The 20,012-nt window shown below is 62.3% G+C and carries 19 protein-coding genes; 8 read left to right on the top strand and 11 right to left on the bottom strand.

Annotation, left to right across the window (positions count from 1 at the left end; translation table 11 throughout):
- Window positions 1-2: 2 nt before the first annotated feature.
- Window positions 3-716: a murein L,D-transpeptidase catalytic domain family protein gene (locus tag V3W39_RS18035; protein WP_177047658.1), complete on the top strand. Its 714-nt coding sequence runs from the start codon at window positions 3-5 to the stop codon at window positions 714-716.
- Window positions 717-802: 86 nt separating this feature from the next.
- Window positions 803-1,552, top strand: a complete 750-nt coding sequence (locus tag V3W39_RS18030) for a creatininase family protein (RefSeq protein WP_330213050.1) — start codon at window positions 803-805, stop codon at window positions 1,550-1,552.
- Between the two features lie 173 nt (window positions 1,553-1,725).
- Here the strand turns inward: V3W39_RS18030 and V3W39_RS18025 are convergent, their stop codons facing one another.
- Together V3W39_RS18025 and V3W39_RS18020 are read right to left on the bottom strand one after the other, a co-directional pair.
- On the bottom strand, window positions 1,726-2,067 hold the full coding sequence (locus V3W39_RS18025) for a hypothetical protein (RefSeq protein ID WP_330213049.1): 342 nt from the start codon (window positions 2,065-2,067) through the stop codon (window positions 1,726-1,728).
- Window positions 2,068-2,096: 29 nt separating this feature from the next.
- The gene (locus V3W39_RS18020; protein WP_330213048.1) at window positions 2,097-2,741 is read right to left on the bottom strand and encodes an ATPase; all 645 of its coding nucleotides are present in this window, start codon (window positions 2,739-2,741) and stop codon (window positions 2,097-2,099) included.
- A gap of 143 nt (window positions 2,742-2,884) precedes the next feature.
- Between V3W39_RS18020 and V3W39_RS18015 the strand changes: the two genes are divergently transcribed.
- Window positions 2,885-3,148, top strand: a complete 264-nt coding sequence (locus tag V3W39_RS18015) for a hypothetical protein (protein WP_177047649.1) — start codon at window positions 2,885-2,887, stop codon at window positions 3,146-3,148.
- Window positions 3,149-3,163: 15 nt separating this feature from the next.
- On the opposite strand, the gene V3W39_RS18010 is transcribed toward V3W39_RS18015, so the two are convergent.
- Window positions 3,164-3,895: a GntR family transcriptional regulator gene (locus V3W39_RS18010; protein WP_177076568.1), complete on the bottom strand. Its 732-nt coding sequence runs from the start codon at window positions 3,893-3,895 to the stop codon at window positions 3,164-3,166.
- 33 nt (window positions 3,896-3,928) lie between these two features.
- Complete coding sequence (yfcF, locus tag V3W39_RS18005; RefSeq protein WP_177047644.1) at window positions 3,929-4,561, bottom strand: glutathione transferase; 633 nt, start codon at window positions 4,559-4,561, stop codon at window positions 3,929-3,931.
- A gap of 171 nt (window positions 4,562-4,732) precedes the next feature.
- Between yfcF and V3W39_RS18000 the strand changes: the two genes are divergently transcribed.
- Window positions 4,733-6,163, top strand: coding sequence for a lipase family protein (locus V3W39_RS18000; RefSeq protein WP_259198079.1), 1,431 nt, complete (start codon window positions 4,733-4,735; stop codon window positions 6,161-6,163).
- On the opposite strand, the gene V3W39_RS17995 is transcribed toward V3W39_RS18000, so the two are convergent.
- A complete protein-coding gene (locus V3W39_RS17995) occupies window positions 6,160-6,708 on the bottom strand; it encodes a DUF924 family protein (RefSeq protein ID WP_330213047.1) in 549 nt (182 codons plus the stop codon). The genes V3W39_RS18000 and V3W39_RS17995 overlap by 4 nt on opposite strands.
- A 103-nt stretch (window positions 6,709-6,811) precedes the next feature.
- On the opposite strand from V3W39_RS17995, the gene V3W39_RS17990 reads away from it, so the two are divergent.
- The 3 genes from V3W39_RS17990 to V3W39_RS17980 all read left to right on the top strand — a co-directional run bounded on the left by V3W39_RS17990 (window position 6,812) and on the right by V3W39_RS17980 (window position 10,967).
- The gene (locus tag V3W39_RS17990) at window positions 6,812-8,269 is read left to right on the top strand and encodes a DUF1254 domain-containing protein (protein WP_330213046.1); all 1,458 of its coding nucleotides are present in this window, start codon (window positions 6,812-6,814) and stop codon (window positions 8,267-8,269) included.
- A 19-nt stretch (window positions 8,270-8,288) separates the two neighbouring features.
- Window positions 8,289-9,773: a DUF1254 domain-containing protein gene (locus tag V3W39_RS17985; RefSeq protein ID WP_330213045.1), complete on the top strand. Its 1,485-nt coding sequence runs from the start codon at window positions 8,289-8,291 to the stop codon at window positions 9,771-9,773.
- Between the two features lie 135 nt (window positions 9,774-9,908).
- Entirely contained in the window at window positions 9,909-10,967 is a 1,059-nt protein-coding gene (locus V3W39_RS17980) for a HoxN/HupN/NixA family nickel/cobalt transporter (RefSeq protein ID WP_330213044.1), read from the top strand.
- 243 nt (window positions 10,968-11,210) lie between these two features.
- Here V3W39_RS17980 and V3W39_RS17975 read toward each other — a convergent pair whose 3' ends face one another.
- From V3W39_RS17975 to metE, 4 genes are all read right to left on the bottom strand, one after another.
- Entirely contained in the window at window positions 11,211-13,652 is a 2,442-nt protein-coding gene (locus V3W39_RS17975) for a TonB-dependent receptor (RefSeq protein ID WP_330213043.1), read from the bottom strand.
- 88 nt (window positions 13,653-13,740) lie between these two features.
- Window positions 13,741-14,688, bottom strand: coding sequence for a FecR domain-containing protein (locus V3W39_RS17970; RefSeq protein ID WP_330213042.1), 948 nt, complete (start codon window positions 14,686-14,688; stop codon window positions 13,741-13,743).
- Window positions 14,685-15,182 (bottom strand): sigma-70 family RNA polymerase sigma factor, encoded by a 498-nt coding sequence (locus tag V3W39_RS17965; RefSeq protein ID WP_177131283.1) that lies wholly within the window; start codon window positions 15,180-15,182, stop codon window positions 14,685-14,687. Before V3W39_RS17965 ends, V3W39_RS17970 begins: the two co-directional genes overlap by 4 nt.
- A 248-nt stretch (window positions 15,183-15,430) precedes the next feature.
- On the bottom strand, window positions 15,431-17,719 hold the full coding sequence (gene metE / locus V3W39_RS17960; RefSeq protein WP_330213041.1) for a 5-methyltetrahydropteroyltriglutamate--homocysteine S-methyltransferase: 2,289 nt from the start codon (window positions 17,717-17,719) through the stop codon (window positions 15,431-15,433).
- 342 nt (window positions 17,720-18,061) lie between these two features.
- Here metE and V3W39_RS17955 point away from each other — a divergent pair, with 342 nt between their 5' ends.
- Window positions 18,062-18,187, top strand: coding sequence for a hypothetical protein (locus V3W39_RS17955; RefSeq protein WP_256348192.1), 126 nt, complete (start codon window positions 18,062-18,064; stop codon window positions 18,185-18,187).
- 1 nt (window position 18,188) lies between these two features.
- Here the strand turns inward: V3W39_RS17955 and V3W39_RS17950 are convergent, their stop codons facing one another.
- The gene (locus V3W39_RS17950; RefSeq protein WP_256348191.1) at window positions 18,189-19,034 is read right to left on the bottom strand and encodes a LysR family transcriptional regulator; all 846 of its coding nucleotides are present in this window, start codon (window positions 19,032-19,034) and stop codon (window positions 18,189-18,191) included.
- Between the two features lie 144 nt (window positions 19,035-19,178).
- The gene (locus V3W39_RS17945; RefSeq protein ID WP_330213040.1) at window positions 19,179-20,012 is read right to left on the bottom strand and encodes a phosphodiesterase; all 834 of its coding nucleotides are present in this window, start codon (window positions 20,010-20,012) and stop codon (window positions 19,179-19,181) included.

Raw genomic sequence — 20,012 nt, 5'->3', positions numbered from 1 at the left:
ACATGCTGACCTTTTGCTGCCGACTCGGCCTGATCATCTCGACCTTTGCCTCGCTGAGCACCGTTGCGCTCGCAGACACGGGTAAACCTCTTACTCTGTATAGCAGCCTCGCCCACGCCGCTCCAGAACTCAACCCCGCCGTTCTTAAAAGTGCCCTCACGGCCATGCAGTGCGCTGTAGGAAACGGCCTTGAACAGTCCGATCGACTGGCCGTGATCGACTACTCCCAACCTTCGACCGCCCGTCGCCTGTGGATCTTTGACCTGCGCAAGAAGACGTTAGTGCTGCGGGACCTGGTGGCCCACGGGCAAAAGTCCGGGGAAAACTTCGCCACCCAGTTCTCCAACCGCGAGGGCAGCTACCAGTCCAGCATTGGTTTGTTCCGCACCCAGGAGAGCTATGAAGGCGCCCATGGCTACTCACTGCGCATGGACGGCCTGGAGCCGGGTTTCAATGACCGTGCGCGGGACCGCGCCATCGTGATTCATGCCGCCGAGTACGTCAGCCCCCTGTGGAGCAAGCGCGAAGGCCGCATCGGCCGCAGCCAGGGTTGCCCCGCCGTGCGCCCGCAAGTGGCGCGCCAGGTGGTGGATAAACTCAAGGACGGCCAGTTCATGTTTTCCTGGTACCCCGACCAGCGCTGGCTGAAGTCCTCGGCGTACCTCAACTGCAAGCCGCGCCAGATGGCGAGCGCCGGCACCGTCAAAGGCGGTTGATGGTCTCGCCGTTGGCGTGCACCATGCGGCTCACGCCACCAGGAACTTCACCGTGTTCCTGGGCTTGATGAGAGAGAGACCCCGAGATGCTTTTACATCAATCCACCTGGATCGAGATTGGTCAGTTTCTGGAACGCAGCCGCAGCATCGTGATTCCCATCGGTTCCAACGAGCAACACGGCCCCACCGGCCTGCTCGGCACCGACTGGATGTGCCCGGAAATCATCGCCCATGAAGCGCAAAAAAATGCCGACATCCTGATCGGCCCGACCTTCAATATCGGCATGGCGCAACACCACCTGGGCTTCCCCGGCACCATCTCCCTGCGCCCGTCGACCTTTATCGCGGCGATTGGCGACTGGGTGCGCTCGCTGGCCGGCCATGGTTTCGAAAAGATCCTGTTCCTCAATGGCCACGGCGGCAACATCGCCTCGATTGAAGCGGCGTTCTCCGAGCTGTACGCCGACGCGAGTTTTGCCGGGCGCCCGTCGGGTTATGCGCTGAAGCTGTGCAACTGGTGGGACCTCGAAGGCGTGACTGACCTGGCGCACCAGCAATTTCCGGTGGGCCATGGCAGCCATGCCACACCGTCGGAAATCGCGGTGACCCAATGGGCTTATCCGGACGCAATCAAGTCGGCAGACTACTCACCGCAAATCGCCAACACCGGGCCGATCCGCGAAGCCCGCGACTTCCGCGCACGTTTCCCCGATGGCCGCATGGGTTCAGACCCGGCGCTGGCCACCCCGCAAAAAGGCGGTGAGTTGGTGGCGTTGGCGGCCAAGGGCTTGGTGAAGGCGGTGGAGACGTTCAGCAGCGAGCCAAAACCGAGCTGATTCATTCGCTCAAGGCAATGAAGATCAAATGTGGGAGCTGTCGAGCCCCAGCGAGGCTGCGATGGGATCACCTCGGTGTCACTGTAAGACCGCAGCGATGCCATCGCAGCCTCGCTAAAGCTCGACAGCTCCCACACTAGATCCGCGCCAGCCGACAGATCCGCGCCAGTCGATTACAGGCAATCCCGCGCCGCATGCTCGAAACGCGACGCCTTGAACGGCGACGCTACCGGCTTGCGCTCGTACAGGAACACCTTGCCGCCGTCCTGAGCCTTGTAGACCTCAAGAATATTGTCCGCGGCGATCTTGCTGCTCACCACGATCCGGGCATGACGCGAGTTCTGCGTGACCGTGGAGGTCATGCCGTCTTTCTCGAACTTGGGCACCACACACTGCACATAGGCTTCGGGGTCCTTGGCGGTTTGCAGGGTGAGGGATGGAGCGTTGGGGGCGGACGCACAGCCCGTCATCAAAACAGAAGCAAAAGCCATCGCAGGCACTAACAACACGCGCATAAAAAATCCTGAAAAATATAAGAAGTGGGCTAACCGGCGGCGACCAACGCCTTGAGCGAGGCATCGAACTGTTTCAATGCATTCAACTGAACGTCGCGCTGCTGCCCAATCTGTGCAGCGATCTGGGGCGCCGTTTTGTCATGGACCCATACAGAAGGCAAGTGCATTTGCATCGAACCTTCGGCTTTGGCGATGTATTGCAGGTCCAGGTCGTAGAACTTCGCCACAAACCGCGCCTCCACCAGGTCATTACGCTGGGTCAGCAACTGGTTGTAGGTGTCGAGCATTACCACCACGTCCGGGCGCGCCTGCAAGAGCGCATCGAGGTTGTCGTAGCGGGTGACCGAGGCAAAGGTGTGCCGCAGGGACGTCATCAGCCAGTCAATCGCCAGGTCCGGGTCGGAGCTGTCGACGAAGGCCTGGCGTATCTGCTCGTCCAACTGGCCCTTGGCACCATTGGCCGCCATGTCGTGGTAGCGCGCCAGGTACTGCAGGTTGTCGAGGGTGTTGTCGCTGTAGAGCACGCCGACCGATTGCGAGTGTTGCAAACTCACCGGGCTGGCGGCGATCGGCAACAAATGGCTGGTTTGCAGGCCCGAGGCCAAAGCCGGTACTGCCGCGCCAATCCCGCTCATCAGCAGCGCCACCAGGGCCAATCCAGTAAAAGTCCGCATCGCAGGGTCCTTGCACATCATTTCCGATGAGGGCAATTGTCCTCCTTTTCCAGAAAAACAGAACTCGCAATGCTTGATGGTGACTATTATCTGGAGCAATAGTGTTGTGCAGGCCGCCCCATACAAAACGATAAGGAATGCCTATGAACCGCCATCAGAAAACCTTCGACCGCATCCGTGAAGCCGTGCTGCCGGAATTTCGCGACCGGGTTGCCGATTACCTGGTCGATTATGAGGAAGTGCTGCTGGACACCGCCGCCGAGCCGCAAGTGCTCTACGCCATCGCCCAGCAGCTACGCGGCTACTTGCGCGGTTTGAACACCACCCGGGTGCTGGGCATGGCCGACTGGGAAGACCTCGACCGCCGGGTGGTGCAGGCGTGGCTGGTGTTGCAGCAAGCCGAATAGCGCCGCGCCAGCGGCTCAGCGAATATCCACGCGGTAACGGAAGTGTTCGGCATGGCCACGGCCGCGCCGCAGTTCCAGGGGTTGACCGGCGTAATCCCGGGCCAGCCGTTCGATCACCATCACCGGGCTGCCCACCGGCACCTGCAGCCAACGCGCCCACACGTCATCGATGGATTCGGCGGTAAGGGCTTCCTCGGCAGACGCCACAACCTGCCCGCAGACTTCTTCGTAGGTCGGATACAGCAACAACCCCTGCCGCGTCAGGTCGACGTCCAACAGCGCCTGGAACCGCGCGCGCGGCAGCCAGATTTCCTCGGCCAGCACCGGCCCCGTGTCCAGCACATGCACCCGCACGATACAAATCACCGGCGCATCCGGCCCGAGGCCCAGCACCTCGCTCACCGACAACGGCGCCGCCACCGGTTTGACCGACAGGATCCGGCTTTGTGGCAACTGGCATTCACCGCCCGGGCCCTGGAAGCGGAAACACCGGAACAACGATGACTGGAACTTCGGGCGGCGCACAAACGTGCCCCGGCCTTGCTGACGCTCCAGGATGCCCTCGCCCACCAACGCCTCGATCGCCTTGCGCACGGTGCCGGTCGACAGCTGGTATTGCGTCGACAGCACCGCCTCAGGAGGGATCGCCGCACCGGCGCGCCAGTGATTATTGGCAATCTGCTCAATCAGATGATCCCGAAAGCGTTGGTACAGCGGCAGGCGGGAGTCACTCGACAGTATATTCATGGACCAGGATTCACTTTGTAATGGAGAAGATGACTACAGCGACGGTCGTGCCTGCTTGACCCATTCCTGGACCGAAGGCCGTTGCCACTGACGCTCGGCGTACGCCACCAGGCCGGCCGGCACGCTGTCACCGTTGAGGATCAGCCGGTTGAGCATCACGGCCAGGTCCACGTCGGCGATCGACCACTCGCCGAACAGGTAGTCGCGGCCATCGGCCAACAGCGCCTGTGCCGCGTTGATCAGCTTGTGGGCTGCCGCTTGCGCTGCCGGCGACAGCGGTTCGCCTTTAAGCCCGTAAAACACCACCAGGGTCGAGCGCTCCTGCCGGATCGGCATCAAGTCGCTGCGCAGCCACGCCTGCACCTGGCGCGCCCTCGCCCGCTGGCGAGGCTCTGCCGGGTACACCGGCACCTGCGGGAACACATCCTCCAGGTACTCGGTAATCGCCGAAGACTCGGACAACGCAAACTCTCCCTGCACCAGGGTCGGTACGCGCCCGGTCAACGACAACTGGCCGAACGCCTCGGACTGGTTCTCGCCCGTGTCGAGGTTGAGGGTGAGCAACTCGAACTCCAGGCCTTTTTCCCGCAGGGTCACAAACGCCGACATCGCGTAGGGACTGGTGAAGTGGGCGTCAACGTACAGGCTCAGCGGGCGATGGTTCACGGCGACATCTCCTTGGTGGGAGCACCACACTACGAGATCGCGCGGCGCAAATGAAATGCGCGGTTTTTATGGGGGCATTCCTGGCTGGAATACCACCGATAATGGCAATACTATGGCGTCTAGCCACCCCACCTGAGGTGCCCCAAAACCAGATCAAGGAACGATCAAACGATGAAACAAGCGGTAGTCGTCATCCACGGCATCGGCGAGCAGCGCCCGATGGACACCTTGCGCGGCTTCGTGGAAGCGATGATCCCGGCGGACACCCCCGAGGCCACACCCTTCTACTGGAGCAAACCCGACCGTTTTTCGCGCAATTTCGATTTGCGCGTGTTGAAGTCGGCCGGCCGCAACACCACCGATTTCTACGAATACTACTGGGCCCACAAGATGCAGGGCACCAAGGTCGGCCACCTGCTGAGTTGGCTATGGGACATTTTCAAGCGCCCGCGCCGGGATATTCCCACCGCCATCGTGCCGATCTGGCGCGCCACCCGCTGGACGGTGCTGGCCCTGCTGGTGCTGCTGGTCAGCGGCACCCTGGCCACCCTGTATGGACGTTTCCCCCACAGCGACAACCCGTTTGCCCTGGTCCCGGTGCTGCTGGCCGTGATCGGCCTGGCATTGAAGTATTCGGCACTCTCCTACCTCGGCGATGCCGCCCGCTACCTGAGCCCCAACCCGCAGAACGTGGCGGTGCGCGAACAGATCCGCGCCGATGGCGTCGACCTGCTGCGGGCCCTGCACGACAAGGGCGACTACGACCGCATCATCGTCGTCGGCCACAGCCTGGGCAGCGTGATTGCCTACGATATCGTCGGCTACCTGTGGCACGAACATCACGACCAGTTGCACCCCAACAGCCCGGAACTCGCCGCCCGCTACGCCAACCACGAGCGCCTGCAACCGGTGGTCCAGGACACGTTGCCCAAGGCCGGAAGGGCCCTCGACGGCCGCCTGCAAAGCCTGCTCCGATTCCGCGAGCAGCAGGCCGAAGCCTTTATCGAACAGCGCAACCTCGGCAACCCGTGGCGCATCACCGACCTCGTCACCGTCGGCAGCCCCATGGCCCACGCCAGCCTGCTGCTGGGCCGCAGCGTGAGCGACTTCCAGCGGCGCATCGAACGCCGCGAGGCGCCCGCGTGCCCGCCGACCCTCGACGAAAAGGGCTACGGCTACAGCGGCCGGCTGTCCATCACCGTGGGCCAGCGCCCCTTTTCACCGTTATACCTGCACCACGCAGCGGCCTTCGCCGTGACCCGCTGGACCAACCTCTACTTCCCTGCGCCAATGGGCCTGTTTGGCGATATCGTCGGCGGGCCGGTAAGCCCGGTGATGGGCGCCGGCGTGCTGGACCTGCCGGTGACCGTGGGCAAATGGAAAGGCTGGCTGGCCAGGTCCTGGCTCAGCCACACCCACTACTGGAGCGAACGCGGCGGCAAGCAGGGTTACCTCAGCCAATTGACCACCGATGAAACCGCGATCACCCACGGCGAACGCCCGTCGGCGACGCAAGCGCTGCGCTGGGCAATTGACCTCAAGGGTGTGCGGCGTTTTCGTCAGGTGGGTGTCCGGGACACAGTCGCCGAACCAGAGGTCTAGCCCGAAAAGCCACCGCCCTCCAGAAACGCCCGCTCCTCTTCTGTCGTGACCCTGGCCAACACCTCATTACGATGGGGAAAGCGCCCGAACCGCTCGATGATGCGAGCGTGCTCCTTGGCCCAGTGATAGGTATTGGCATCGAGGTCCTTGTTCAGCGCCACCGACAACTGCTGATCCTCGGGATCTTCAGAATGCGCGAACGGCAAATAACAAAACGCCCGCAACGGGGTTTCAATCAACTGATCCATCCCCGCCTCGACCATCTGCCGCGCATACAGGCGCGCCAGTGGGTCGGTGGCGAACATATGCGCCGTGCCGCGGAAGGTATTGCGCGGGAACTGATCCAGCAGCAACAGCAGCGCCAGCGCGCCTTCCGGTGATTGCATCCAGTTCTCCAGCTCGCGCCGGGCGGCCTGGAAGTGCGCCGTGTGAAAAGCCTCGCGAAATGCCTTATCGAAGGCTTCATCCTTGGCAAACCAGCGCTTGGGGCCGGCCTCGTTCCAGAACGTAATCACCGCCTGGGGTGTGCTTGTGAGAGTAGGCATCAAACAGATACTCCAAGGTTTAATTCCGGGCAGCGCGATAAACATGAGCTATCGTTTCTGCCACTCGCCTGCGTCGGGTGGAGCCATTAAGTAAGGATGCTTTATGAGCCAGCTACCTTATCGCCACTTTTTGTTGGCAGCCACCTTCGCCGCCGTCGTTGCAGCCTTCGCGCCGCAGGCCTTCGCCACAGAACCCACGGTATCGGGCCCCGTCGCCGGGACCAAGGTCACCGAACCCTACGTACGGATGATGGCCAGAGAAGCGTACTTCTGGGGTTGGCCGATGGCCAATATCTTTAACCGCCGCCAGAAGTTCAAGGACCTGCCCCATGCCGGGTTGATGGGCGGGATTGTGCCGGTGGCGCCGATCAATCACTTGTCGATGCTCAGCGACTACATTGACCCGGCCGAGCGCCTGGTGGCCTGCCCGAACCAGGACGTGGTGTACGGCGCCGGCAGCATCGCCCTGGACCTTGAGCCGGTGGTGCTGCAGGTACCGGATTTCGGCAGTCGTTTCTGGGTGTACCAGGTGGTCGACCTGCGCTCCGACAGCTTCGCGCAACTGGGGAAAATGTACGGCACCAAACCGGGCTTTTACCTGCTGGTGGGTCCGGACTGGAAAGGTGAGATCCCAGCCGGTATCACCCAGGTATTCCGCTCGCAGACCAACACCGGGTTTGTGATTCCCCGCGTGTTCCAGGACGACACCGCCACCGACCGCCAGGCGATACAGACCCCGCTGGCCGGGATCGACATGTACCCGCTGTCGCAATTCGACGGCACGCTCAAGCAACGCGACTGGAAAGCGTCCCCGCACTTCCCCGCCGAAGCGTCCCAGGGCGACGGCGAAACCAAATGGGTGGTCCCGGAAAAATTCTTCGACGAACTGCCCGCCCTCCTCAAGGACGCCAAGCCTCTGCCCGGTGAAGAAGCCCGCTACGCCCAATTGGCCGCCCTGAGTGCAATCGCCCAGGCCGACCCGCAACTCAAGGCCGCGATGATTGACGAAGCGAAAAAAGCCGACAGCGAAGTAATCGACCCACTGTTGCAGTTCCGCAACTACGGCCTGCAGTTGCCCGACCACTGGAGCACCATCGGCAACGGTGCGGCGTTCGGCACCGACTACTTCAGCCGCACCGCCGTCGCCCGCTCCAACATCTTCGTCAACACCCAGAAAGAAACCAAATACTTTTACCAGGACCTGGATCAGACCGGCACGCGCCTCAACGGCGAACACGGCTACAGCGTGACGTTCGCCAAGGGCAAGCTGCCGCCGGTCCAGGGTTTCTGGTCGTTGACCGTCTATAACGAACAGCATTTCTTCGCGCCCAACGACCTGAAGCGTTACTCCATCGGCACCAAGAACAAATCCCTGAAGGAGAACCCGGACGGCTCGCTGACCCTCTACGTGCAAAGCCAGTCCCCCGGCAAAGACAAGGAAAGCAACTGGCTGCCGGCCCCCAAAGGCGCCGACTTCTCGTTGTACATCCGCACCTACTGGCCAGAGCCCGCCGCGCTCGCCGGTCAGTGGACACCACCACCTGTAGTCCAGACCCACTGACCAGACAAGGACGTCGCCCATGCAAACCCTGACCAAAACCCTGACTGCCCTCGCCCTGGGCGTCGCCGTCAATGCTCACGCAGCCACCCACTATGAGCAACTGGCCGACCTGCCGTTCGCCGGTGGCTATCCCACCCACGAAGGCGTGGCGCAACTGAAGAACGAACTGTTGTTCCAGCGCGCCGTGCAGTCGTACATCTGGGCCTTGCCGGCCTTGAACATGTACGCCATGAAAGAAGGTTCGGAAAAGACCTTCGGCGCCGGTTACAACGTACTGCCGATCTGGAAAGACCGGCTCAACGCCAAGACCCTGGTCACCACGCCCAACTCGGATGTGATCTACGCCATGGGCTACCTGGACCTCAAGCAGGACGGTCCGATGGTGATTGAAGTACCGCCGGGCATGCAGGGTATTCTCGATGACTTCTTCCAGCGCCCGATCTGTTCCGTGGCGGCGATCGAGGGCCGGCAATGGTGCGGCGACGTTGGCCTGCCCGGCCCGGACAAAGGCAAGGGTGCCAAATACCTGGTACTGCCGCCGGACTACAAAGGCGACGTCCCCCCCGGCTACCTGACCTATCGCTCGCGCACCTATGGGGTATTCGTGTTCTGGCGCGGTTTCTTCAAGGACCCCAAGCAGCTAGAAGCACCGGTCAAGGTCATGGAGCAGACGCGCATTTACCCCCTGGGCAAACAGGCCACGGCCAAGGCCATGCAGTTTCCCAATGCCTCGCAGACCCCGGTCAACATGCTGTACCCCACCGACGGCAGCGCGTTCGACCTGCTCTCGCGGTTTATCGAGCATGAATACGTCGACCCGCAAGACATGGAAATGCGCGGCATGCTCGCGGCGCTGGGGATCGTCAAAGGGCAACCCTTCAAGCCCGACGCTGCGACCCGCGACCTGCTGGACAAGGCCGCCAGGACCGCGACAAACATCGGCCACGCGATTTCCTATGAACCCCAGACCATCGTCGCCAACGGCACCTGGTACCCGGATCGAAAATGGCTGAACGTGTTCCCCGGCAACGCCACCTTCACCGCCGACACCTTCAACTACATCGACCCCCGTACCGGGTTCTTCACCAACGCCTACTCCGCCAGCCCCGGCATGGCGATCAACATGGAGAACGTCGGGGCCAAATACCCGGCCACCTTTGTCGACGCCAAGGGTGATTTCCTGTCGGGCAGCAGCACCTACAAACTCAACCTGCCCAAGGGCATACCGGCCGCATTGTTCTGGTCGGTCACAGCCTACGACTCGGTCACCGCTTCGGGGCTGGATAACGGGCAACCGTTCCCGTCGATCAACACCATGGACAAGCCCCAGGCGAATGCCGACGGTTCAACCGATATCTATTTCGGGCCGGACTCACCGGGAGAAGGCAAACACTGGATCCGCACGCTGCCCGGCAAGGGCTTCTTCGTGATCCTGCGTCTGTATGGGCCGACCAAGGCGTTCTTCGAGAAGGCATGGAAACCGAGCGACCTGCAAAAGCAGTAGCCAACAACCCGGGGGCGTCCGGCCCCCGGCAAATTTCATCACACTGATCGAGCGAACCTCATAGACTTCAAGCGGATGTGTCTGAATGTTTCAGGACGGATAGCCGGTGCTCCATTGTCTAGAAGGTAGTATTTGATGATCCTACGCCTTGCCCAGATTTTCAGTGACTCCAACCCCCAGGTCCGCGCCAAGCTGTTTGGCATCTACGGGGTGTTGATCGGCATTAACGTGGTGGCCTGGATCTGGGCGCTCGTGGCGTTTCATGAACATCCGGTGCTGCTCGGCACCGCGTTGCTGGCCTACGGTTTCGGGCTGCGGCATGCGGTGGACGCCGACCATATCGCCGCCATCGACAACGTCACCCGCAAGCTGATGCAGCAGAAGAAACGTCCGGTGACGGTCGGGTTCTTTTTCTCCCTGGGGCATTCTTCGGTGGTGGTGCTGGCGTCCATTGGCGTCGCGTTTGCGGCATCGGCGATGCAGGAACGGTTTGAAGGGTTCAAGGCCATTGGCGGGGTGATCGGCACGTCGGTCTCGGCCACGTTCCTGCTGGTGATCGCCTTGATGAACCTGGTGATCCTGCACGCCATCTACAAGGCTTGGCGCCATGTGCGCCAGGGCGGCGCGTATGTGGAGGATGACTTCGACCTGTTGCTGGCGGACCGGGGTTTTATGGCGCGGATGTTCCGCCCGGTGTTTCGCCTGGTCAGCCGCAGCTGGCACATGTACCCGTTGGGATTCCTGTTCGGGCTGGGCTTTGACACGGCCACCGAGATCGGGCTGCTGGGCATCTCTGCAACACAGGCCTCTCAAGGGCTGTCGCCGTGGTCAATCATGGTGTTCCCGCTGCTGTTCAGCGCCGGCATGTCACTGGTGGATACCCTCGACGGGCATCTGATGCTGGGGGCGTATGGCTGGGCGTACATGAAGCCGATCCGCAAGATCTACTACAACATGACCATCACCCTGGTGTCGGTGGTGGTTGCGGTGGTGATCGGCAGCATTGAAGCGCTGGGGTTGATTGGTGACCAGTTGGATCTGAAGGGGTCGTTCTGGGGCTTTATCGGCGCGTTGAACGACAGTTTCGGGGTGTTGGGCTACATGATCATCGGGATCTTCGTGGCCAGTTGGGCGATATCGGTGATGCTGTATCGCCTCAAGGGGTTTGACCGGATTGAAGTGAAGGCGGGTTGACGTTTTGGCGCTGTTGTTGTGGCGAGGGAGCTTGCTCCCGCTGGGTCGCGAAGCGGCCCCAACAAGGTAATTGCGATCTACCTGAAAGAACGCCGGGGCCTTTTGGGGGCTGCTTCGCAGCCCAGCGGGAGCAAGCTCCCTCGCCACAGCAAGCTCCCTCGCCACAGCAAGCTCCCTCGCCACAGCAAGCTTCCTGGCCATAACAAGCTCCCTGGCCACAGGGTCTTCATAGATTTTGGCAGCTTAGAAATCCACCGTCGCCGATAACTTCACCGTCCGTGGCTCACCCTGGGTCAGGTAGTTATTGGCGGTCGAGGCCGACGACCAATACGCCTTGTTCGCCACGTTCTCCACATTGGCGCGCAAGGTGATGTACTTGTCGTCTGCCTTGAAGCCATACCGCGCCCCCAGGTCGACACGGGTCCAGGCCGGGATGCTCAGGCTGTTGGCAGCGTTGACGTATTCACCACCAGTGCGCAGCATCCGTGCGCTGACCGCCGCGCCTTGAATGCCTGGCACATCCCAATCCGCACCGACGTTGTACTGGAAGCGCGGCACTCCGGCGGCGCGGTTGCCGTCGGTGGCGCCGTTGGAGGTGCTCTTCTGTTCGGTGTCCATCCAGGTGGCGCCAGCCAGCAGGCGCAGGCCGTCGAGGGGCTCGCCGAACACATTGAGTTCTACGCCTTTGTTGATCTGTTCGCCGTCGACGGTGAAGGTGTCCTGGCTCTGGCCCGGGAAGCGCGTAGTGGCGTTGTTCGGCTGTTCGATGCGGTAAACGCCCAGGGTGGCGCCATAGTTTTCCCAGTCCAGCTTGACCCCGGCTTCCGTCTGCTTGCTGCGCTTGGGCGGGAAGACTTCGCCCGGGTTGGTGACGTTAGTGAGCGGCGCCGTCGGGCCCTGGGCCAGGCCTTCGATGCGGTTGGCGTAGAGCGACACGTGCTCCCACGGCTTGATCACCAGGCCATAGACCGGCGTGGTGATGGACTCCGAGTACGGCGTGCCCCGCACACCGGTGGCGGTGTTCCAGCTGTCCACCTCGATGGTCTGGCGCCGTACCCCCAGCGTCAACAGCACCCGGTCATCAATGAAGCCCAGGGTGTCGGACACCGCCGCACTCTTGATCCGGTTCTTGCCGACAACCCGCGGGTCGTGGATATCACTGCCGAAATAGGTGTTGGTCGGCCGCGGTGTTTGCGTAGGGTTGTACAGGTTGCCGGGTTGGCGGTTGGCCTGCAGGATCGCTTCATAAGACGAACGCTGCTCGCCCCAGATCCCCGACAACCCGAAGTTCATCTGATGGGTCACCGGCCCCGTCGCGAAGTGCCCGTTCAGGCCGGCCATTGCGCTTTTGTTGTCTTCGTCGTGGGGCGAATACAGGAAGCCCACCTTGGCGCTGCCATCGTTGCCGACATACAGCGACGAATACTGACCGTTCTCCCGGGTGTGCTTGGCGCCGCCTGCGGCGTAGGCCGTCCAGTTATCGTTCAAGTCATATTCGGCGTTGACCATGCCGTAGGTGTCTTCCAGCTGCGACCAGCTCCAGTCCTGGGCGTAGTTGTCCTTGGCCGATGGCGGCCTGGGCACTTTGGTGCCGGTGAGGTAAACCACCGAGCGGCCGTTATTGATGCGCTCTTTCTGGTAGCCAAAATCGGTGGAGACCCGCAACCGATCGCCGCGATAATCCAGGGCCACGGCAATCAACTGCGAACTTTTGTTTTCGTCATCCACCGCAGTTTCGCCACCGTGCCGTGCCAGGTTGACCCGGGCGCCGAAGCGGTTGTCTTCACCAAAGCGTTGGCCGAGGTCGATGTGGCCGCCGGTCTGGCTGTCGCTGGCGTAGTCGAGGGTGACGCTGCGGGTGGGCGTGTCTTCTGCGCGCTTGGGCACCAGGTTGACACTGCCGCCAATCCCGCTGCCCGAGGGCGACACGCCGTTGACGAACGCATTGGGGCCCTTGAACAGTTCCACCCGCTCCAGGGCTTCGGTGGTGATGATCTGTCGGGGCAGCACGCCGTACAGGCCGTTGAATGCGATGTCGTCGGTGCTCAGGGGCAAGCCGCGAATGGTGAACACCTGGGAAAAGTTGCCGAACCCGGACGATTGGCGCACCGACGCGTCGTTGAGCAACACATCGCCCACGGTCCGCGCCTGTTGGTCGGCGATGGTTTTCGAGGTGTAGCTGACCACGCTGAATGGCACGTCGTTGATGGACCGGTTGCCCAGCACGCCAAGGCGCGCCGACCGCGCCACCTGGCCGCCGGCATAGGTGTCCGCCTGCGCCCCGCTCGCCTCGCCGCTGATGGTGGTGGCGCCCAACTCCAACGCGTCGCCACTGGCCTGGGGCACCACGGTGTAGCCATGGGTGCCGGTGCCTTGCAGGGTGTATCCGCTGCCCTGCAGCAACTGGGCGAAGCCGGATTGCGCGCTATAGCTGCCTTGCAACCCAGGGCTTTGTTGATCGTTGAGCAAGGTGGAATCGAACGACAACGGCACCCCGGACAACGCCGCAAACTGCGCCAGCACATTCCCCAGCGGCCCCGGCGCAATGTTATAGCTGCGCGCCGCAGTGCTTTGCGCTGCCTCTTCGGCCTGGGCGTTTTGCAGTGGCGCGAGGGCTGCGATGGCGACTGCCAGGCTCAATGCCTTCAAGGGGCGGGGGCAGTACGGGAACGGTCTGGCGGTCATGGGCATTCCTGTCGGCGCGGAGCAATGTTGAGGGTTCTCCCCTACACCGAACGACCACGAAAAAGGTATCAGCGAACCTTGAAAAATTTCAGCGAGGTTCCACCGTCACCCAATACCCGGTGAGGCTGCTGACCTTGACCGGCAGGGTTTCCTGCAACAGGTGCAGGCTGGCGTCGGTATCGCGCAGGGAAAACGCGCCCGACACGGTGAGGCTGGCCACCGAGTCGTGGCAGCGCAACACACCGGCGCGATAACGCCCCAACTCATCCAGCAGGTCCGCCAGGCGCATGTGCTGGGCCAGCAGCATGCCGTTCTCCCAGGTCAGGGCGCTGACATCCAGCGGTTCCACGGCGGCCACACGGTCCGCACCGAAGGCGCCCTGCTCGCCCGCCTTGACGATCACGCCTTGGGTCGCATGCTCCGGCAGCAACTCCACCGCGCCTTCGGTCACGGCCACTCGGCATGCCTGCTCACCTACCCGCACGCTGAAACGCGTGCCCAGGGCCCGGGCGGTACCGTGGCGGGTCTGGACGATAAAAGCACGATGGGCCGCATCCTTGGCGGTGGTGATCAGCACTTCGCCCTTGAGCAGCTCAATGCGCCGTACCTGATCGGAGAACGCGATATTCAGCGAGCTGCCGGTGTTGATCAGCACACGCGTGCCGTCGGGCAAAGTAAGGTTCTTTTGTTCGCCAATGGCGGTGTGCTGGTCGGCCGTCCATTGCTGCCACGGCAATTGCCGATACGCCAGCCAGGTCGCCGGGCCCGCCGCCAGCAACAGCCCGAGGGCCTGGCGTCGGCCGAGGGGTTTCTTGCGGCCGATGCGCTTGAGGGTATCGCCGGCAATCGCCGCCGGCACCGTGCTGAAGTCCCCGAGAATCGCCTGCGCCCGTTGCCAGGCCTGGGCGTGCTGGACACTGCGGCCCTGCCACTGGGCGATGGCGCGACGGTCTTCATCGGTGGCACTGCCGGATTGCAACTGCACCATCCAGTCGGCGGCTTCCCCGAGGATCAGCGGATCAATCGGCTGGCTCATGCCACGCTCAGGCAGGCCAGGAAGGCATCGCGCATGTAGCGTTTGACCGAAACCAGCGACACGCCCAGGGCATCGGCGATCTGCTGATACGTCAGGCCGTCGATCTGCGACATCAGGAATGCCTGGCGGGTCTTCTCCGGCAGGTCCCGCAGCATCGCTTCAATGCGGTACAGCGCTTCGAGAATCAGCCAGCGGGTTTCCGGCGAGGGTACGTGCTGCTCGGGCAGATGGGCGATGGTTTCCAGGTAGGCGCGCTCCACCTCCTGGCGGCGCCAGCTGTCGATCATAAGGCCCTTGGCGATATGGGTGAGCAACGCTCGTGGCTCGGCGCCCAGGTGGCTGGTGGTTTGTCGGGTGAGCAGGCGCATGAAGGTGTCGTGGGCCAGGTCGGCCGCATCGCTGGCGTTGCCCAGCTTGCGGTCCAGCCAACGGTGCAACCATCCATGGTGTTCGCAGTACAGGTCCTGGATATGCAGATTGAGGGGAGACGACATGCCGATCACCGGGGCGCGCCGGAGCGGTGAGGCTCAAGCGTAATTAAGAATTGATCGCATTCTAATCTGCATCGAGGGTGCTGGCAATTTCACAGTTTTTTCAGCGCTGAAGATTCCTGTGGGAGCTGGCTTGCCTGCGATGGCGGTGTATCAGTCGCCAACGATGCAAGCTGGGCCGCCGCCATCGCAGGCAAGCCAGCTCCTACATTTTTGAGCTTCGCCCGGCGTGTTATCCCCGGGCGCTTGGATTACGCCAGTTCAGCCCGCAGTTGACGCGCCGCCGTCACCATGTGAATCAGCGCCGCTTCCGTCTCCGGCCAGCCGCGGGTTTTCAAGCCGCAATCCGGGTTCACCCACAGCCGCTCAGCCGGGATGCGCTTGGCCGCCTTGCGCAGCAGGTTGGCCATTTCCGACGCATCCGGTACCCGTGGCGAGTGGATGTCGTACACACCAGGGCCAATGTCGTTCGGGTAAGCGAAGGCTTCGAACGCCTCCAGCAATTCCATGTCCGAGCGCGAGGTTTCGATGGTGATCACGTCAGCATCCATGGCCGCGATGGACTCGATCACGTCGTTGAACTCGCTGTAGCACATGTGGGTATGGATCTGGGTTTCGTCACGCACGCCGGAGGCGCACAGGCGGAAGACTTCGGTGGCCCAGTCCAGGTACTCCTTCCACTGCGCCTGGCGCAACGGCAAGCCTTCACGGAAGGCGGCTTCGTCGATCTGCACGATCTTGATCCCGGCGGCTTCCAGGTCCACCACTTCGTCACGAATCGCCAGGGCCAGTTGCCGGGCCTGCTCTTCGCGGCTCACGTCTTCACGGGGGAACGACCACATCAGCATGGTCACCGGGCCCGTCAGCATGCCTTTCATCACCTTGTTGGTCAGGCCTTGAGCGTAGCGGATCCACTCCACGGTCATGGCTTTCGGGCGGCTCAGGTCACCAAAAATCACCGCCGGTTTCACGCAGCGCGAACCGTAGCTCTGTACCCAGCCGAAGCGGGTGAACACGTAGCCGTCGAGTTGCTCGGCGAAGTATTCGACCATGTCGTTGCGCTCGGCCTCACCGTGTACCAGCACATCCAGGCCAAGGTTTTCCTGCACCTCTACCGCGTGGCGAATCTCGCTGTGCATGGCTTCGACGTATTCGGCTTCGCTCAGCTTGCCGGCCTTGAACGACTGGCGTGCCAGGCGGATCGAGGCGGTTTGCGGGAACGAACCGATGGTGGTGGTCGGGAACAGCGGCAGGTTCAGGCCGGCCCGTTGTTTCTCGATACGCTGGGCAAACAGCGAGTGACGCTGGCTGTCCTTGGCGGTAATAGCGGCAACGCGGGCTTGCACAGCAGGCTTGTGGATACGCGGGGAAGCGGCCCGGGCAGCCTGCACGGCGCGGCTTTCGGCCAAGGCGGCGACCACGTTTGGCGCTTCAGGTTGATTCACGGCCTGGGCCAGCACGGCCACTTCTTCACACTTCTGCACGGCAAACGCCAGCCAGCTTTTCAGCTCGGCATCCAGCTTGTCTTCACGGCCCAGGTCCACCGGGCTGTGGAGCAACGAGCTGGACGGCGCGACCCACAGGCGATCACCCAAGCGCTCATGAGCGTGCTGCAAGGTAGCCAGGGCCTTTTCCAGGTCGCAGCGCCACACGTTACGGCCATTGACCACGCCCAGGGACAGCACCTTATAAGCCGGCAGGCGATCGAGGATGGTCGGGTACTGATCCGGTGCACGCACCAGGTCGATGTGCAGGCCGTCGACTGGCAGGTTGGCAGCCAGGCCAAGATTCTCTTCAAGGCCGCCAAAGTAGGTGGCCACCAGCTTCTTCAGCGGGTCACGCTGGATCAGGTTGTAGGCACGCTCAAACGCGTTCTTCCAATCCTGCGGCAAGTCCAGCACCAGGATCGGCTCGTCGATCTGCACCCACTCCACGCCCAGGTCCGCCAGGCGCTGGAAGATCTGACCGTACAGCGGCAGCAGGCGGTCCAGCAGGTCGAGCTTGTCAAATTCGCCACCCTTGGCCTTGCCCAGCCACAGGTACGTCAGCGGGCCGATGACCACCGGCTTGACGGTGTGGCCGAGGTCGCGGGCTTCCTTGACCTCTTCGAACAACTGATCCCAACCCAGGTGGAATTGCTGGTCGGCGCTGAATTCAGGCACCAGGTAGTGGTAGTTGGTATCGAACCACTTGGTCATTTCCTGGGCGTGGGCACCGCCGCAGCAGTTGTCGCTGACGCCACGGGCCATGCCGAACAGCGTGTGCAGGGTGGCTTTGCCGTCGGCCGGGCGGAAACGTTCAGGGATCACACCGAACATCAGCGAGTGAGTCAGCACCTGGTCGTACCAGGCAAAATCACCGGCGGGCAGCAGCTCGATGCCGGCGTTCTTTTGCAGGTCCCAGTGGGTCTTGCGCAGTTCGCGGCCTACGGCGCGCAGGCCGGCTTCGTCGAGTTCGCCCTTCCAAAACGCTTCCTGCGCTTTTTTCAGTTCACGATCGCGACCAATGCGCGGGAATCCAAGGGAATGGGCAACAGCCATGACATAAAGCTCCAATGTGTGTGTGTATGGGAGCTATTGTCGGGATCGAACGATAGTGAGACAAACTCATTCTATTCCAGATGATCACAAGTTCTATTCATGATGCCAGCGCAATCAAGTGTGGGAGCTGGCTTGCCTGCGATTGCGGTGGGTCAACTGCACTTCTATCAACTGACAGAGTGCTATCGCAGGCAAGCCAGCTCCCACAGTAGACCGCGTATGCCTTTGCTTCGCTCTACATCACGCCTGTTTTGCTTATCACTGAAATAGCCGGCAGCGTCTGTTTCACCTACCGCACGCTCCCCATACTTTTGCTTCCCGAACCTCCAAGGAAGCCCTCACATGGAACCTCATCAGCCTGCGCCTGTTACCACCCTGCTCGTTCACTTCGCCGCGTTGGGCGTGGCCATCCTCGGCATCGGTAGCCTGGCCCTGTTGATGGCCTGGGCCGGGCGCCTGATTTTCTAGGTCAGTCGGCCGGAATGTCGGCGCTCAAGGTACGGATCAGCGCGTGCGCCTGAGCGTCCCGCTGCGCGGTGTACAGCACCACTTCGCGACTGGGCAGCGGCGGCAGGTCGAAGCGCTGCTCCACGTCGACGCAGCCACTCGGCGCCATCCGCCCCACCATCGCACCAATGCCAATCCCCGCCACCACCGCCGCGCCGATCGCCAGGATGCCGCTGCCCACAAACGCCTCTTCCCAGGCACGGTTCTGCTGGGCCAGCGCCGCCATCACCATGCTGCGCATGCCGCAAGGCTCCGGCTGGATGGCCAGGGGCAACGCCCCGCCCTGGCGCAACTCGAAGTCGCGTGAAGCCATCCAGCCGAAGCGTTCAACGCCCACCACTTCGCCGTCCTGGCGACGGTTGTCATGGCGCAGGATCATCGCCACATCCAGCTTGCCCTGCTCGTAGTTCATCAGCATGTCCCGCGAGGTGCCGAGGCTGAACGCGACGATGACGTCCGGGTCGGTGGTGGCCAACCGTCGCAGCCACAGGCTGAGATCGGCGCCGACAATGTGATGGCTGACGCCAACGCGCAAGGTGCGCTTCTGCGGGCCAAAGCAGTTCATTGCATCCTGGTAGTTGTCGAGCAAACGTCGGGCGCTGGCCAGGAACATCTGGCCGTGGGCCGACAGCGTGACTCGCCGCGGCGTACGCTCCAGCAGCTTGCGGCCGAGGTTTTCTTCGAGGCGTTTTATCTTCAGGCTGATGGCCGCCTGAGTGCCGCCGATAGCATCGGCGGCGCGGGTGAAGCTCTGGAGTTCGGCGACCAGGACGAACGCCTGGATGGCGTCGATATCGGGCATTTTCATGGGTGGGCTGACGCTGGAAAGTTAAGCGGTGACGTTAGCATGCCGCGCCTGCTGCCCAAACCACTGCATGATCAGTGACCACGCCGTCTGATGCCAATGGCACTTCATGCCAAACCATTAAGTGCGCAGAAGCGTTAACAGACTTCAGTCAATCAGCCCATCCGCGTCATAAAACGGATACGGCCCCGGGTAGTCCCCGAACACGCCGTTGTGGCTCACCAGCCCTTGCTGTTCATCCCAGCGATGCAAGAGATAACCCGCCGGCTCCAGGTTGAAATGCGCCGGTGCGGCCTCCTGCAAATCCAGCACGATTTGATGGGACGTGCCCGGGCATACACAGCTCACACTGCCGCCGAAACGTCGCTGCATCGGCCGGTGCAGATGCCCGCACAACAGGCGCTCCACTTGGGGGTGACGGGCGATAATCTTTTCCAGCGCGGCGGCGTTACGGAACGGCTCGCGATCCATATGGCCGATGCCGCTGATAAACGGCGGGTGATGCAGGATCAGCAGGGTCGGCACGTTCGGGCGCAGCGCCAGTTGCTCGTCAAGCCACTGCAACTGGCTGTCGAGTAACTGGCCGCCATGGGCGTCGGAAATCGTCGAGTCCAGGCCGATCAAACGCACCGGGTAGTCATCCACCACCCAGTCCAGCGGCCCCTCGGTGCCATGGGGCAAGTAAGCGTGATCGCTGAAGGCATCCAGCAAATGCCGGCGATGGTCGTGATTGCCCGGCACCAGATAGCAAGGCATCTGCAAGCGGGCCAGTTCGGGGTACAGCACGGCGTATTCATCGGCGCGACCGAAGTCCACCAGGTCGCCGCTGATCACCACGATATCCGGTCGTGGATAGCTGGCATTCAAATGGTCGACCGCGCGGCGCAATGCACCAAGGGTGTCGACCACGCCGTAGGTCAGGCGCTGGCCGGCTTTAAGGTGCAGATCGCTGATCTGCGCAACAAGAAACGGACGGTTCAA

Source organism: Pseudomonas sp. Z18(2022) (assembly GCF_036346535.1).
Lineage (GTDB): Bacteria > Pseudomonadota > Gammaproteobacteria > Pseudomonadales > Pseudomonadaceae > Aquipseudomonas > Aquipseudomonas yamanorum_A.
The sequence above is the reverse complement of the archived record's forward strand: the minus strand, read 5'-3'. Positions and strand labels throughout refer to the sequence as shown.

What these genes read in the sequence shown, in the direction of transcription:
- V3W39_RS18035 (WP_177047658.1), top strand. Translation starts at nt 3, where the DNA reads ATGCTGACCTTTTGCTGCCGACTCGGCCTGATCATCTCGACCTTTGCC.
- V3W39_RS18030 (WP_330213050.1), top strand. Translation starts at nt 803, where the DNA reads ATGCTTTTACATCAATCCACCTGGATCGAGATTGGTCAGTTTCTGGAA.
- V3W39_RS18025 (WP_330213049.1), bottom strand. Translation starts at nt 2,067, where the DNA reads ATGCGCGTGTTGTTAGTGCCTGCGATGGCTTTTGCTTCTGTTTTGATG.
- V3W39_RS18020 (WP_330213048.1), bottom strand. Translation starts at nt 2,741, where the DNA reads ATGCGGACTTTTACTGGATTGGCCCTGGTGGCGCTGCTGATGAGCGGG.
- V3W39_RS18015 (WP_177047649.1), top strand. Translation starts at nt 2,885, where the DNA reads ATGAACCGCCATCAGAAAACCTTCGACCGCATCCGTGAAGCCGTGCTG.
- V3W39_RS18010 (WP_177076568.1), bottom strand. Translation starts at nt 3,895, where the DNA reads ATGAATATACTGTCGAGTGACTCCCGCCTGCCGCTGTACCAACGCTTT.
- V3W39_RS18000 (WP_259198079.1), top strand. Translation starts at nt 4,733, where the DNA reads ATGAAACAAGCGGTAGTCGTCATCCACGGCATCGGCGAGCAGCGCCCG.
- V3W39_RS17995 (WP_330213047.1), bottom strand. Translation starts at nt 6,708, where the DNA reads ATGCCTACTCTCACAAGCACACCCCAGGCGGTGATTACGTTCTGGAAC.
- V3W39_RS17990 (WP_330213046.1), top strand. Translation starts at nt 6,812, where the DNA reads ATGAGCCAGCTACCTTATCGCCACTTTTTGTTGGCAGCCACCTTCGCC.
- V3W39_RS17985 (WP_330213045.1), top strand. Translation starts at nt 8,289, where the DNA reads ATGCAAACCCTGACCAAAACCCTGACTGCCCTCGCCCTGGGCGTCGCC.
- V3W39_RS17980 (WP_330213044.1), top strand. Translation starts at nt 9,909, where the DNA reads ATGATCCTACGCCTTGCCCAGATTTTCAGTGACTCCAACCCCCAGGTC.
- V3W39_RS17975 (WP_330213043.1), bottom strand. Translation starts at nt 13,652, where the DNA reads ATGACCGCCAGACCGTTCCCGTACTGCCCCCGCCCCTTGAAGGCATTG.
- V3W39_RS17970 (WP_330213042.1), bottom strand. Translation starts at nt 14,688, where the DNA reads ATGAGCCAGCCGATTGATCCGCTGATCCTCGGGGAAGCCGCCGACTGG.
- V3W39_RS17965 (WP_177131283.1), bottom strand. Translation starts at nt 15,182, where the DNA reads ATGTCGTCTCCCCTCAATCTGCATATCCAGGACCTGTACTGCGAACAC.
- metE (WP_330213041.1), bottom strand. Translation starts at nt 17,719, where the DNA reads ATGGCTGTTGCCCATTCCCTTGGATTCCCGCGCATTGGTCGCGATCGT.
- V3W39_RS17955 (WP_256348192.1), top strand. Translation starts at nt 18,062, where the DNA reads ATGGAACCTCATCAGCCTGCGCCTGTTACCACCCTGCTCGTTCACTTC.
- V3W39_RS17950 (WP_256348191.1), bottom strand. Translation starts at nt 19,034, where the DNA reads ATGAAAATGCCCGATATCGACGCCATCCAGGCGTTCGTCCTGGTCGCC.